Annotated in this window: 12 protein-coding genes; 9 read left to right on the top strand and 3 right to left on the bottom strand. The window is 68.8% G+C overall.

Features of this window, described 5'->3' with window-relative positions:
- Nucleotides 1-209 precede the first annotated feature (209 nt).
- From nrdH to nrdF, 4 genes are all read left to right on the top strand, one after another.
- Nucleotides 210-455: a glutaredoxin-like protein NrdH gene (gene nrdH, locus HGK68_RS15045; protein WP_169166692.1), complete on the top strand. Its 246-nt coding sequence runs from the start codon at nt 210-212 to the stop codon at nt 453-455.
- Between the two features lie 91 nt (nt 456-546).
- On the top strand, nt 547-960 hold the full coding sequence (gene nrdI / locus HGK68_RS15040; protein WP_169166691.1) for a class Ib ribonucleoside-diphosphate reductase assembly flavoprotein NrdI: 414 nt from the start codon (nt 547-549) through the stop codon (nt 958-960).
- 62 nt (nt 961-1,022) lie between these two features.
- Complete coding sequence (gene nrdE, locus HGK68_RS15035; protein WP_246260770.1) at nt 1,023-3,104, top strand: class 1b ribonucleoside-diphosphate reductase subunit alpha; 2,082 nt, start codon at nt 1,023-1,025, stop codon at nt 3,102-3,104.
- 56 nt (nt 3,105-3,160) lie between these two features.
- Nucleotides 3,161-4,135, top strand: a complete 975-nt coding sequence (nrdF, locus tag HGK68_RS15030) for a class 1b ribonucleoside-diphosphate reductase subunit beta (protein ID WP_169166689.1) — start codon at nt 3,161-3,163, stop codon at nt 4,133-4,135.
- A gap of 70 nt (nt 4,136-4,205) precedes the next feature.
- Here the strand turns inward: nrdF and HGK68_RS15025 are convergent, their stop codons facing one another.
- The gene (locus HGK68_RS15025; protein WP_169166688.1) at nt 4,206-5,651 is read right to left on the bottom strand and encodes a carboxylesterase family protein; all 1,446 of its coding nucleotides are present in this window, start codon (nt 5,649-5,651) and stop codon (nt 4,206-4,208) included.
- Nucleotides 5,648-6,937, bottom strand: coding sequence for an MFS transporter (locus tag HGK68_RS15020; protein ID WP_169166687.1), 1,290 nt, complete (start codon nt 6,935-6,937; stop codon nt 5,648-5,650). The genes HGK68_RS15025 and HGK68_RS15020 overlap by 4 nt, the downstream gene beginning before the upstream one ends.
- A gap of 141 nt (nt 6,938-7,078) precedes the next feature.
- Between HGK68_RS15020 and HGK68_RS15015 the strand changes: the two genes are divergently transcribed.
- The 4 genes from HGK68_RS15015 to HGK68_RS15000 all read left to right on the top strand — a co-directional run bounded on the left by HGK68_RS15015 (nt 7,079) and on the right by HGK68_RS15000 (nt 11,109).
- Entirely contained in the window at nt 7,079-7,702 is a 624-nt protein-coding gene (locus tag HGK68_RS15015) for a GntR family transcriptional regulator (protein WP_169166686.1), read from the top strand.
- Between the two features lie 160 nt (nt 7,703-7,862).
- Entirely contained in the window at nt 7,863-9,479 is a 1,617-nt protein-coding gene (locus HGK68_RS15010; protein ID WP_169166685.1) for a methyl-accepting chemotaxis protein, read from the top strand.
- Between the two features lie 298 nt (nt 9,480-9,777).
- Nucleotides 9,778-10,125 carry a nuclear transport factor 2 family protein gene (locus HGK68_RS15005; RefSeq protein ID WP_169166684.1) on the top strand — a complete coding sequence of 116 codons (348 nt, stop codon included), beginning with the start codon at nt 9,778-9,780 and terminating at the stop codon, nt 10,123-10,125.
- A 41-nt stretch (nt 10,126-10,166) separates the two neighbouring features.
- Nucleotides 10,167-11,109 (top strand): IS5 family transposase gene (locus tag HGK68_RS15000; protein ID WP_206155763.1). Its coding sequence is split into 2 segments (ribosomal slippage): nt 10,167-10,553 and nt 10,555-11,109, totalling 942 coding nucleotides; the frame shifts between segments, so codons are not numbered across the junction.
- A gap of 9 nt (nt 11,110-11,118) precedes the next feature.
- Here the strand turns inward: HGK68_RS15000 and HGK68_RS14995 are convergent.
- Nucleotides 11,119-11,958: a TolB family protein gene (locus tag HGK68_RS14995; RefSeq protein WP_169166683.1), complete on the bottom strand. Its 840-nt coding sequence runs from the start codon at nt 11,956-11,958 to the stop codon at nt 11,119-11,121.
- A gap of 82 nt (nt 11,959-12,040) precedes the next feature.
- On the opposite strand from HGK68_RS14995, the gene HGK68_RS14990 reads away from it, so the two are divergent.
- Entirely contained in the window at nt 12,041-13,309 is a 1,269-nt protein-coding gene (locus tag HGK68_RS14990; RefSeq protein ID WP_169166682.1) for a YihY/virulence factor BrkB family protein, read from the top strand.
- The last annotated feature ends 6 nt before the right edge of the window (nt 13,310-13,315 follow it).

Below are 13,315 nucleotides of genomic sequence, written 5' to 3'. Positions count from 1 at the left end.
CCGTAGTGCTCGCTGGCGGGTGGCACCACTAGGTGTAGTGTTCCAATCCGTTGCTCGGCACAAGGCCCGAGAGTCCGGCACCAGCCCCACGAGGGCACGGTCGGACCTCGCGGAAGACCAGTGCAGGCGACGCAGACAGCAGCAGTGCCGACCCACCCTCGGGTGCGGAGCACGCAGAACAAGCACCGCAGAGAATCGGGGAGAACGCGATGACCATCACCGTCTACAGCAAGCCGTCGTGCGTCCAATGCAACGCGACCTACCGCGCGCTGGACAAGGCCGGTCTGCCGTATGAGGTCGTCGACATCACCGAGGACGCGGACGCCCGCGACTACGTCATGTCGCTCGGCCACCTGCAGGCCCCGGTGGTCGTCGCCGACGGCCACCACTGGTCCGGCTACCGCCCCGACCAGATCAAGGCGCTCGCCGAGCAGTCGGCCACCGTCGTCGCCTGACGACCATCACAGACATCGGGTCGCCCGTCCCTCCACGGGCGGCCCGATAGCTGTTCCCAGCCGTCCACCACCGGGTGAAGGGGATCGAGCGATGAGCTCCCTGGTCTACTTCTCCAGCGTCTCGGAGAACACCCGCCGATTCGTGGACAAGCTGGACATCGAGGCCGAGCGGATCCCGCTGCGCCCCTCCGATCCCTTCCTGAACGTCGTGGACCCCTATGTGCTGGTGGTCCCGACCTACGGCGGCGGCAACGAGGGCGGGGCGGTCCCGAGGCAGGTAGTGAAGTTCCTCAACGACGAGGCGAACCGTTCCCTGATCCGCGGCGTGATCGCGGCCGGGAACACCAACTTCGGCAGTGCCTACTGCATCGCCGGAGACATCATCGCTGCGAAATGCCAGGTCCCGTACCTGTACGCATTCGAGCTCATGGGAACGACCGAGGACGTCCAGCGCGTCCGAGAGGGATGGGGACGATTTTGGCAGCGACAGTCACTGACGGCCTGACCGACGCGACCGGGGTGCTCGGCACCATCGCCTTGGACCAGGACTACCACTCCCTGAACGCCATGCTGAACCTGTATGGCAAGGACGGGGAGATCCAGTTCGACAAGGACCGTGAGGCGGCGCGGCAGTACTTCCTGCAGCACGTCAACCAGAACACCGTCTTCTTCCACAACCTGAAGGAGAAGCTGGACTACCTGGTCGAGAACAAGTACTACGACCCGGCCGTCCTGGCCCAGTACTCCCCGGAGTTCGTCAAGGCGCTGTTCAAGCAGGCCTACGCACACAAGTTCCGGTTCCAGACCTTCCTCGGCGCGTTCAAGTACTACACCTCGTACACGCTGAAGACCTTCGACGGTAAGCGCTACCTGGAGCGGTTCGAGGACCGGGTGTGCATGGTCGCCCTGACCCTCGCCGCCGGGAACGAGGCCTTCGCCTCCCAGCTCGTGGACGAGATCATCTCCGGCCGGTTCCAGCCGGCGACCCCGACCTTCCTCAACCTCGGCAAGGCGCAGCGCGGCGAGCCCGTGTCCTGCTTCCTGCTGCGGATCGAGGACAACATGGAGTCGATCGCCCGCGGCATCAACTCCGCCCTGCAGCTGTCCAAGCGTGGCGGCGGCGTGGCGCTGCTGCTGTCGAACATCCGTGAGCACGGCGCGCCGATCAAGCACATCGAGAACCAGTCCTCCGGCGTCATCCCGGTGATGAAGCTGCTCGAGGACTCCTTCTCCTACGCGAACCAGCTCGGTGCGCGTCAGGGTGCCGGCGCCGTGTACCTGCACGCCCACCACCCGGACATCATGCGGTTCCTCGACACCAAGCGGGAGAACGCGGACGAGAAGATCCGGATCAAGACCCTGTCCCTGGGCGTCGTGATCCCGGACATCACCTTCGAGCTGGCGAAGAAGAACGAGGACATGTACCTGTTCTCGCCCTACGACGTCGAGCGGGTGTACGGCAAGCCCTTCGCCGACATCAACGTGTCGGACGAGTACTACGCGATGGTCGACAACGGCCAGATCCGCAAGAAGAAGATCAAGGCGCGCGACTTCTTCCAGACCCTCGCCGAGATCCAGTTCGAGTCGGGCTACCCGTACATCCTGTTCGAGGACACGGCGAACAAGGCCAACCCGATCAAGGGCAAGATCACCCACTCGAACCTGTGCTCGGAGATCCTCCAGGTGTCGACCCCGTCGACCTTCAACGAGGACCTGTCCTACGAGCACGTCGGCCGGGACATCTCCTGCAACCTCGGGTCGATGAACATCGCGCTCTCGATGGATTCGCCGGACTTCGGCCAGAGCGTCGAGGTCGCGATCCGGGCGCTCACCGCCGTCTCTGACCAGACCTCCATCGAGTCGGTGCCGTCGATCAAGCGCGCCAACAACGGCGGGCACGCGATCGGCCTGGGCCAGATGAACCTGCACGGGTACCTGGCCCGCGAGCGGGTCTACTACGGCTCCGACGAGGGCATCGACTTCACCAACATCTACTTCTACACGGTCGCCTTCCACGCCATCCGGGCGTCGAACAAGCTGGCGATCGAGCGCGGGCAGTCGTTCCTCGGCTTCGAGGACTCGACCTACGCCAGCGGCGAGTACTTCGAGAAGTACATCTCCCAGACCTGGGAGCCGGCCACCGAGCGGGTGCGCCAGCTGTTCGCCGAGGCGAACGTGCACATCCCGACGCAGGACGAGTGGCGTGAGCTGGCCGAGTCGGTCAAGACCCACGGTCTGTACAACCAGAACCTGCAGGCGGTCCCGCCGACCGGGTCGATCTCCTACATCAACAACTCGACCTCCTCGATCCACCCGATCGTGTCCAAGGTCGAGATCCGCAAGGAGGGCAAGATCGGCCGGGTGTACTACCCCGCGCCGTTCATGACCAACGACAACCTGGAGTACTACCAGGACGCGTACGAGATCGGCTACGAGAAGATCATCGACACCTACGCGGCGGCCACCCAGCACGTCGACCAGGGCCTGTCGCTGACGCTGTTCTTCAAGGACACCGCCACCACCCGCGACATCAACCGCGCGCAGATCTACGCCTGGCGCAAGGGCATCAAGACGCTGTACTACATCCGGCTGCGGCAGCTCGCGCTCGAGGGCACCGAGGTCGAGGGCTGCGTGTCCTGCATGCTCTGAGCACAGCCACAATGGATCAGCAGCAGGGCGGATGAGACGAGAATGAGGAAGCAGTGATGGCGGAGAAGCTGAAGTTGATCGACCGGGTCCAGGCGATCAACTGGAACCGGCTCGAGGACGACAAGGACCTCGAGGTCTGGGACCGGCTCACCGGGAACTTCTGGCTGCCGGAGAAGGTGCCGCTGTCCAACGACATCCAGTCCTGGGCGACCCTGACCGATGTCGAGAAGACGATGACGACCCGGGTGTTCACCGGCCTGACCCTGCTGGACACCATCCAGGGCACCGTCGGTGCCGTCAGCCTGATCCCGGACGCCATCACCCCGCACGAGGAGGCGGTGTACACCAACATCGCGTTCATGGAGTCGGTGCACGCCCGCTCCTACTCCTCGATCTTCTCCACCCTGATCTCCACCCCGGAGATCGACGAGGCGTTCCGGTGGTCGGAGGAGAACCCCGCCCTGCAGAAGAAGGCGGAGATCGTCCTCAACTACTACCGGGGTGACGACCCGCTCAAGCGCAAGGTCGCCAGCACCATGCTGGAGTCCTTCCTGTTCTACAGCGGCTTCTACGCACCGATGTACTGGTCGTCGCGGGCCAAGCTCACGAACACCGCCGACCTGATCCGCCTGATCATCCGGGACGAGGCGGTGCACGGGTACTACATCGGCTACAAGTTCCAGAAGGGGCTGGAGAAGCTGTCGGCGGCGCAGAAGCAGGAGCTGAAGGACTACACCTTCGAGCTGCTGTTCGAGCTGTACGACAACGAGGTCGAGTACACCCAGGACCTCTACGACCCCCTGGGCCTGACCGAGGACGTCAAGAAGTTCCTGCGCTACAACGCCAACAAGGCCCTGATGAACCTGGGCTACGAGGCGCTGTTCCCGCGGGACGAGACCGACGTCAACCCGGCCATCCTGTCCGCGCTGTCCCCGAACGCGGACGAGAACCACGACTTCTTCTCCGGGTCGGGTTCGTCCTACGTGATCGGCAAGGCCGTGAACACCGAGGACGAGGACTGGGACTTCTGAGTCACCGCTGAACCGTCACGACGCCCCCGCCGGGATTCCGGTGGGGGCGTCGTTGTCTGCGGCGCGTCGGCTACGGGCGGGTTACGCCGTCCCAGATCCGGAGCGTCCGCGCGAAGACGGCTGCCGCGTCCATCTCGGGCTGCCCGACCGATCCCGCGGTGAGCGCGTCGGCCCCGGTCGCGGGCCAGGGGAGCTCGACGCCGGTGACGAAGTCGAGCACGAGACCGGCGATCGCGTCGTCGCGGTCATGTGCCGCGGGTGTCGAGTCCGGCAGGTGCCGACCGACGAGCCCGGCGGCGTCGCAGGCATGACCGGCCGGGCTGCCGTCGACCCCGCCGATCAGCAGCAGGTGCGCGCGACCACCGGCTGCCGCATGGCTCTGGGTGAGACGGGCGGCCGGCAGCCGGTAGATGTAGTCGGTGAGGAGCCGCTCGCGCAGCAGTCCGGGTGCCGCCGTGCCGATCGCTGCCCGGTAGGTCGCCACGATCTCGCGGGCACGACGCTCCGGGACATGCCACCCGGCCACCTCGGCGACGATGTCCTCGTCACGGTCCGGGTCGAAGTCATCAAGGGTCGCCTCGCGGAACAGGGCGATCTCGTGTTCGGTGGCGGACACGAGCAGGTCGACGTGGCGATGGTCGCCCGAGGCATAGGCCGTGGCGGGGTGTCCCGTCAGGAGCCCATCCGGCTCCGCGCTGTCGTCGACGATGCCGAACGCCTGGGGCGACGGGCCGTTGCGGAGCCCGATGTCGGTGGCGACGACGTGGTGTTGCGCCTGGACCAGCTGGTCGGCGCTGAGGTCGAGCAGCGTCGCCGGGTTCTCCTGGGTGCGCGTGACCTGGAGGAAGGCGTCCGTCATGGCGTGGGCACGCTCGGCGGGCAGGATCCGGGACGCGCCCGCCGAGTGCACGGACAGGCGGTGGTAGAGGCCGTCGGCGGCGCGGACAGCGGGCAGGGCGGCGGCGAGGAAGCCACCGGCGCTCTCCCCGACCACCGTGACGCGATCCGGGTCACCGCCGAACGCCGCGATGTGATGTCGCACCCAGGTGAGCGCCGCGACCAGGTCGCGCAGGCCCAGGTTGCTCGCGCCCTCGAAGGGCGCGCCGAGGTGGCTCAAGGAGAGGAAGCCCAGCGCACCGACACGGTAGTTGGGCGACACCACGATCGCCCGGCCGGTCCCGGCGACCAGGCCGCCGTCCTGTGGCCAGCCCGAGCCGGAGCCGTGCTCGAACCCGCCGCCGTAGACCGAGACGTACACCGGCAGCGCGTCGCTCTCCGGGCGGGTGGGTGCCCAGACATTGAGGAAGTGGCAGTCCTCGGCCGGCTCGGCGCCCAGCGGCGGCATCGCCGGCGGCTCCTGGAACGGCGCGGCGCCGTAGGTCCGGAAGTCCCCGTCGGGGTCGAAGGGAACCAGCTCGGGCGGGCCGAAGCGATGGGCGCGGGCGTAGCGGATGCCGAGCCAGGCCCGGCTGCCGTCGTGTTCCACCGGAACGCCGGGGTGGTGCTGAGCCGTCATCGGGTGGCTGCCTCGACTTCCTGGGGTTCGGGTGTGCTGTCCGGGGTGTCGGCGCTCAGCGCGAGCCCGCGGCCGCTGCGCACGGCGACCGCCAGGAGGCCGAAGGCGACGACGAAGATCACCAGATTGGTGGCGAAGGACCAGGTGTAGCCACCGGTGCCGTCGTGGATGAGTCCGTGCACGTACACCCCGGCGGCATTGGCGAGGGACCCGATCATCAGCAGCGGGCCGAGGATCTTGCTGTACTCCAGTGCCCCGAAGACGTTGCGGACCAGCACCACCACGCCGACCAGGTTGATCGCCTGGCCCATGCCCCCGGCGAAGCTCGCCACCGACAGCGGGAGCTCGGTCGAGAACAGCCACATGCCTGCCCACCCGAACAGGGCGATGGCCGTGAAGATCCCGATCGCGATCATCGGGCGCAGCTGGTCCAGGGCGGCACCGATGGCGAACTTGCCGACCGAGGCACCGATCAGCAGCACCGAGAACACGGACGCCGCCGCGGTCAGGCTGAGCCCGGTCATCGTGAAGGCGGTCGGCAGGTGCTGCACCAGTGAGCCGGCGAACTGCAGGATGAGGCCGACGACCGCGAAGCACACGAAGGGGAGTGTGCGGTAGGCGCGCTTGGCGGGCACGCCGACGACGGTCGCGATCGGACCCGACTCCGCGGCGGAGGCATCGAATCCGTAGGGCTTCTGGTCACCGGTCGGGCGCAGCTTGGTGACGAAGAGCGTGAACGGCAGCAGAGCGACCAGCACGATGACGCCGGTGACGACGTAGGCGGTCCGCCATCCGTCGACGGAGATGAGGTTGCCGATGATCGGGCTGAAGACGGCGCCACCGACCGCGGTCATCGCTCCGGCGATGCCGGTCACCAGTCCGAGGTGCTTCTCGAACCAGTTCCCGAGCAGCACCGGGACGGACAGCATGATCGCGACCGCCTTGGTGACACCCAGGACGAGATTCGCCGCGTAGAGCACCGTGATGCTCGTGGCGGCCGCCGACAGGAAGTACGCCCCGGCCGTCAGCACCACCATCACGGTGAGGAAGAGCTTGAGGTTGATCCGCTCGAACAGTGGCGAGGCGACGCCGAGCGCGACGGCCCCGGCGAACCCGGACACCGTGCTCATCAGCGAGACGTCAGCGAGGGAGACCCCCAGTTCCTCGCTCACCGACGTCCAGTACAGGCTCGCGGTGTTCAGCGTCAGCCCGAAGCCCACGAACGAGATGACGCACGCGGCGAGGAACACCAGCCAGGCGAAGTGCAGCCGGGGTCGAGGAAACATGTCGAATTCTCCCTGGGGATCAGCCGGCCACGATGCCGGACTCCGGCACTGTACGCACTGCGGACAGTGAGGACAACCGCGTGATCCTGGGGCACGTGCAGTACGCTGACCAGCGCCAACCCCTGCCACCGAAGGAGGGCGATGACCCCCGACGTCATCGCGGACCGCATCAGTCGCGCCATCCGTGAGGGAGAGTTCGGCGAGGGCGAGCAACTGGTGCAGGAGGACCTCGCCCGGCGCTTCGGGGTCAGCCGCAACCCGATCCGCGAGGCCCTTCGCCTGCTCGAGGCCAACGGTCTGGTCGAGATCCGTGGCGGCGGCGGGGCGACGGTCCGCGTGCTGTCCTACGACGACCTGGCCGAGCTCTACAGCCTGCGCAAGGCGCTCGAGCCGACCATCGCCGGACCGGTCATCGACGGTGTCACCGCCCGCGCGCTCGCCCAGCTGCGGGACGCCGCGGCGGAGATGACGGTCGAACAGGACGTCCCGACCTGGATGGCGCTGAACTTCGCGTTCCACCAGCGCCTGCACGCGCTGGCCGAGCGTCCCCGGACCGCGGCGATCTTGTCTTCGCTGCTGTCCGCCGTGCAGCCGTACTCCCTGCGCAACATCCAGGACCTCGGGGGCAAGGAGCAGGCCGACGAGGAGCATCGGCTGATGGTCGAGGCGATCGCGGCGGGGGACGCGGACACCCTCGCTCGTCTCCTCGTGCAGCATCTGGACGGTGCCGAGCGGCGCCTCCGGCCGCAGTCCGAGCGGCACTGACCGGCACTGATCGGCACCTCGCCCCTCGCCTGCCGCGCGACGGCAGACCGTGATCGCTCGGGTGCGACCAGCAGGCGACACCCGCGGTGGTTGAACACTCACTCACTGGGCACGGGGGTCGATCTGAGGGGGGATCCCTCACACCCCCCTGGAGTGCACTGTGCCTGTCCTGAGCTCGACGTCCCTTCCCTCACGACTGCGGGACCTCAGCGTCCGCGTCAAGATCCTCGCCGCGGTGCTGGTCGCGACCGTCGTCGCGGTGGTGGTCGGCCTGGTGGGGCTCCAGGCTCTGGCCACCTCGGCCCGGACCACGGAAATGGTCTACGAGGAGAACGTGCTCGGGGTCCTCTACACCGGGCAGATGCAGGTGACGCTGCAGGACATCCGCCTCGCGTCGCGGGACGCGATCCTGGCCGTGGACGAGGACAGCACCCGGGACGAGCTCGCCGGGTTCGAGGACGCGGTGGCAGCGTTCGATGCCGCCGAGAGCCGCTATGCGGCGACGCCGTTGGACGCACTGCGTGAGGACACGCTGGCCGACCTCAATGACACGGTGGCGCAGTACCTGCAGGTCCAGCGTGAGGTCCTCGCGCCGTTCGCGCTGGCGGGGGACAGCGCCGGATGGCTGGCGGCCAACGAGCAGCAGTCGGTGCCGCTGACCGACCAGATGACCGACCAGATCTCGGTCCTGCTGGACACCGAGAACAAGCGCGCTCAGGAGGCGGTCGCTGCCTCCTCTGCCGCCTACGGCCACCAGCGGGCCATCGCCATCGCGCTCCTCGCCGTGGGAGCGGCGCTCGCTCTGGCGCTCGGGTGGTTCATCGCCCGCGGCATCGCCCGCAGCGCCGCCGTGGTGCAGCTGGTGGCGGAACGGCTCGCCGAGGGCGACCTGACCCACACCTCCGGTCTGACCTCGCAGGACGAGCTCGGTCGGATGGGCGCCGCCCTGGACATGGCGACCCGCAGGCTCGGCGAGGTGATGGCCACGGTCGCGCGGTCCTCGGACTCGGTCGCCTCGGCGTCGGAACAGCTCTCGGCCAGCGCGCAGCAGATCGGCGCGGGCGCGGAGGAGACCTCGGTGCAGGCTGGGGTGGTCTCGGCGGCAGCGGTGCAGGTCTCCGGGAACGTCCAGACCGTCGCGGCGGGCGCCGAGCAGATGAGCGCGTCGATCCGCGAGATCTCCCAGTCGGCGAACGAGGCGGCCCGGGTCGCGGCCGAGGCCGTCACCGCCGCCCAGAGCGCCACCGTCACCGTCTCCGAACTGGGGACGTCGAGCCAGCAGATCGGGGACGTGGTCCGCGTCATCACCACGATCGCCGAGCAGACCAACCTGCTCGCCCTGAACGCGACGATCGAGGCCGCGCGGGCGGGTGAGGCCGGCAAGGGCTTCGCGGTCGTCGCCTCCGAGGTGAAGGAACTGGCGCAGGAGACGGCGCAGGCGACCGAGAGCATCGGTCGCCTGGTGGCGACGATCCAGACCGATGCCACGGGTGCGGTCGAGGCGATCGAGCACATCTCCGGTGTCATCAGCTCGATCAACGACTACCAGCTCACGATCGCCTCGGCGGTGGAGGAGCAGACCGCGACGACCACCGAGATGAGCCGCAACGTCGGTGACGCCGCCACCAGTGCCGGGGAGATCGCCGGCACCATCACCGGGGTGTCCGCCGCCGCGGACTCCACCACCCAGGCCCTCTCCCAGACCACCGCCGCCGTCAGCGAACTCGCGCACATGGCAGCGGACCTGCGGACCTCCGTGGCCACGTTCACCTACTGACGGGTGCTCGCCGCGACGCCCCTGCCGGGATTCCGGTGGGGGCGTCGTCGTCTAGGGCGTGTCTCCCAAACGGAAGGCGACGTGGTGCCGTCGTCGAGGACGATCCCCAGGCGTAAGCGATAACCCGTGTGCCTGCGCGGCGTGGCGCGTCCTCGCCGCGCAATCAAGCGCAGCGCGGTCGCTCGCGAGCTCGCCGACGTCGCCGTCCGCTTCGGTCGCAGGCACCATCGAGGCTGCGTCGTCCGAGACCCCAGCTTTTCGGCCACGCCCGACCGTGGTCGTCCGCCATAGTGGCGGTGTGGACACCACGCGCGATCTCGTTCAGCGACACATCGACTCCTTCAACGCGGGAGACGCGGACGGTCTTCTGGCTGACTTCGCACCTGACGCCACCTGGGTCACCGGGGACTACGCGGTGCCTGCTGGTGAGCTTCGCTCGTTCTTCGAGGGGGCAATGCGCTCGATCAGGCCGCGTCTGAGCTTGGTCAGGACAATCGCCGATGGGGAGGCAGTCGCTGTTGAGATGACCGAGATGTGGACCCACGACGATGTGACCAAGCGTGCGTCCCTGATCGCCGTGTTCGACCTGGCGGCCGGTCGGATCAAGAAGGCGAAGATCTATCGGGAAGGCTCGGCGGACGCCTAGGGCCACGGCCTCCCGACGATCGCTCGCGTGTGGGAGAGGCTTTGCTGGTGGCGTCGTCTTCGCGGTCTCAGGTGTTCTCCGATAAGCAGTGGGCTCGGATCGAGCCGTTGCTGCCTTCGAACGAAGGTCGTCAGGGTCGTCCGTTCCGAGACAGTCGACGAGTGGTCGAGGGCATCGCCTACCGGTACCGCACCGGGATCGCGTGGCGTGACCTGCCTCGCGAGAAGTTCGGCCCCTGGCAGACGGCCTGGAAGCGACACCGCCGCTACGCCGAGGACGGGACCTGGGACCGAGTCATGACCCGGTTGATCGCTGAGGCCGACGCCGCCGGCGAGGTCGACTGGACGGTATCGGTCGATGCCACGATCGCTCGGGCCCACCAGCACGCGACGAACACCACCCGCCCGGAGCAGGACACAGGGGGCACGGGCGAATCACACCGAGCTCAATGAGGAGTTCGTCCACAGCCCGCTTGGTGGTCACCGCGAACCCGCCGGTCACGGCATCGGGAGGTCTCGCGGCGGACTGAGCACGAAGATCCACCATGTTGTGGACGGACGCGGCAGGCCGCTGGCCGCGGTCGTCACCGGCGGACAGCGTAACGACGGTGCGATGTTGATCGAGGTCTTGGCGGACGTCAGGGCCCCGCGCCTGGGACCGGGTCGACCGCGCACGACGCCCGATGCGGTCCTGGCCGACCGCGCCTATGCCACGGGCCCGATTCGTGCCCACCTGCGTGCCCGTGGGATCAAGGTCGTGATCCCGGAGAAGAAGGACTCCAGCGCTGCCCGCGCGCGCCGCGGATCGGCGGGCGGACGCCCGCCGAAGTTCGATGCCGAGTCCTTCAGACGCCGCAACGTGGTCGAACGGTCCTTCGCCCTGCTTAAGCAATGGCGTGCTCTAGCCACCCGCTACGACAAGCTCGCCATCACCTACCGCGCCGCAGTCGTCATGGCCGCCTGCATCACGTGGTCACGGGTTTAGGAGACACGCCTAGCCGATCGGGTACGCCACGAACGCCAGCCGCCGGCCGTCGGGGGACCAGCTGTTCACGTTGATCGTGCCCTGGCCGCCGAACACCGGGTAGTCGCGGACCGGGGTGGCCCAGTCGGCGACGTCGACCACCCGCACCGTCACGTCCAGGTCGGCGGGATGCCCGACGGTCCCGGTCGGGAACACCAGGTACGACGCGAGGGAGCCGGTGGGCGCGTAGTGCGGGAACCAGTCGACGGTGTCGCTGCGCAACAGCGGCTCCACCGGTCCACCGCCGTCCGGCACCCGGGCCAGCTGGCCCGCGAGGTTGAACGCGATCCACCGCCCGTCCGGGGTCCACTCGGGGCCGTCCAGGTGACCGTCACCGGTCGGGACGACCACCGGGTCGCCGCCCTCGGGCAGGATCGCGAGGCGACCGGGCTGGTCGAAGTCGGTCAGGGTGACGTAGGCGAGCCGGTCGCCCTCCGGGGCGATGCCGTGCAGGAAGCGCCAGGACCCGTCGTCGGGGGTCAGTCGCCGCACCGGGCCGCCGGTGAGTGCGCCGCGATAGATGTGGCCGTCGTCGGCGGACATCAGGATGTGTGTGCCGTCCGGGTGCAGGACGTGGTCGTTGTTGATCGGTGGCAGGCCGTCGAAGTCGATCGGCTCCGGTCGCGGGTCGTCGATCTTGAGCCGCCAGAGCAGACCGTCGCCGTTGAGGTAGAGGGTGTCGTCCGCCGCCCAGTTCGGGGCCTCGAGCAGCACGATGTCCGTGTCCAGCAGCAGCAGGGGAGCGGCGTCGGTGAGCGGATCGGCGAGCATCACCTGGGAGCGTTGGGACGGCCGGAGCACGCGGGGCATGCCGCTCACGCTACGCGGCGGGGGCCGGTCGACGTCCGGCACGGGACAATGGCGTCGACCGTCCGACGAGTGAGGGAGCCGCATGCCCGGGTTGGTGCTCACGCTCGGCCTGCTGCTCTCGGTGCTGGCACGTCGGTCGGCGTGGGTGCGGGACCGGCTGCCCACCGCGGCCACGACCATCATCATCTGGACGCTGGCCGGGTCGACCGCGCTGCTGCTGGCCGGGATGCGCGAGGGGACCGGCCGCACCGTGCTGGGCGCGGCGATCACCGTGGGCGGCTCGGCGCTGCTGGTGCTCGGTGCCGGTGCGCTGGTCGGGCGGGTGCGCGGACCATTGGCCCGGCGCCGGGAGCGGCTGGCCGGGTCACCGACCTGGGGTCAGCGGGCGATCACGCTCGCGGAACGGCACCCGGTGCGCGTGCGCGGCCGGAACGTCCTGGCCATCGCCGTGCGGTCGGTGGTGCGGGCGGGGGAGGTCCGGGTGACCGGGCTGGCGGCGGAGATGACCTACTACGCGCTGATCTCCCTGGTGCCGCTCGCCACCGCCCTCGGTGCCAGCCTCGGCTACCTGCGACCGCTGATCGGCGACGACCAGGTGGACCAGCTGCGGGCGCAGGTGGTCGACGGGCTGACCACGGTCTTCGCGCAGCAGCTCGCCACCGACGTGCTGGCCCCCCTGGTGGACAGCCTGCTGAACGAGCAGCGGGGCGGATTCGCGGTCGGGGCCCTGGTCGTGACGCTGTTCCTGGCGAGCCGGGTGTTCCGGGCCGCGGTGCGGGCGCTGGACGACGCCTACCGGGTGGACTCGCGGCGCAACTGGCTCACCCAGTACCTGCTCGGATTCGCCTTCACCATCGGCGCGATCGTGACCGTGGTGGCGCTGCTGCTGCTGGTGGTGGTCGGGCCGCTGTTCGGCACCGGGGCGGAGCTCGCCGACCGCTGGGGACTCGGTGCGGCGTTCCGCACCGCGTGGGATGTGCTGCGCTGGCCCGCGGTCGCCGCCCTCACCATCGCCTTCCTCACCCTGCTCTACCGGTACGCGCCGCGAATGCGAGTGACCTGGCGACAGTGCCTGCCCGGCGCGGTGATCGGTGCGCTGGGGGTGCTCCTGGTGTCCAGCGGCTACACCCTCTACATCCGGGTCGCCGTGCCGCAGACCCCGGGGGCGGACGCGGGCAGCGGGATCATGGTGCAGGCGGCGGCGCAGATGCTCGGCCTGGTGCTGGCCGGGGCGCTGTGGATCTGGCTGTGCAGCATGACGGTGCTGCTCGGCGGCGTGGTCAACGCGGAGACGCGCCCGACGAGTTTTCCGAGCGAATCAGCAGGTCAGGCCACAAATTCCGCTCAGTGAGCCAGG

This window comes from Cellulomonas taurus (assembly GCF_012931845.1).
In the GTDB taxonomy this organism is placed as follows: domain Bacteria; phylum Actinomycetota; class Actinomycetes; order Actinomycetales; family Cellulomonadaceae; genus Cellulomonas; species Cellulomonas taurus.
The sequence above is the reverse complement of the archived record's forward strand: the minus strand, read 5'-3'. Positions and strand labels throughout refer to the sequence as shown.

Bases quoted from the DNA above. Each gene is read 5' to 3' on its own strand.
- HGK68_RS14995 (WP_169166683.1), bottom strand. From the start codon at position 11,958: ATGCCCCGCGTGCTCCGGCCGTCCCAACGCTCCCAGGTGATGCTCGCC.
- nrdE (WP_246260770.1), top strand. From the start codon at position 1,023: ATGCTGAACCTGTATGGCAAGGACGGGGAGATCCAGTTCGACAAGGAC.
- nrdH (WP_169166692.1), top strand. From the start codon at position 210: ATGACCATCACCGTCTACAGCAAGCCGTCGTGCGTCCAATGCAACGCG.
- HGK68_RS15025 (WP_169166688.1), bottom strand. From the start codon at position 5,651: ATGACGGCTCAGCACCACCCCGGCGTTCCGGTGGAACACGACGGCAGC.
- nrdF (WP_169166689.1), top strand. From the start codon at position 3,161: ATGGCGGAGAAGCTGAAGTTGATCGACCGGGTCCAGGCGATCAACTGG.
- nrdI (WP_169166691.1), top strand. From the start codon at position 547: ATGAGCTCCCTGGTCTACTTCTCCAGCGTCTCGGAGAACACCCGCCGA.
- HGK68_RS15015 (WP_169166686.1), top strand. From the start codon at position 7,079: ATGACCCCCGACGTCATCGCGGACCGCATCAGTCGCGCCATCCGTGAG.
- HGK68_RS15020 (WP_169166687.1), bottom strand. From the start codon at position 6,937: ATGTTTCCTCGACCCCGGCTGCACTTCGCCTGGCTGGTGTTCCTCGCC.
- HGK68_RS14990 (WP_169166682.1), top strand. From the start codon at position 12,041: ATGCCCGGGTTGGTGCTCACGCTCGGCCTGCTGCTCTCGGTGCTGGCA.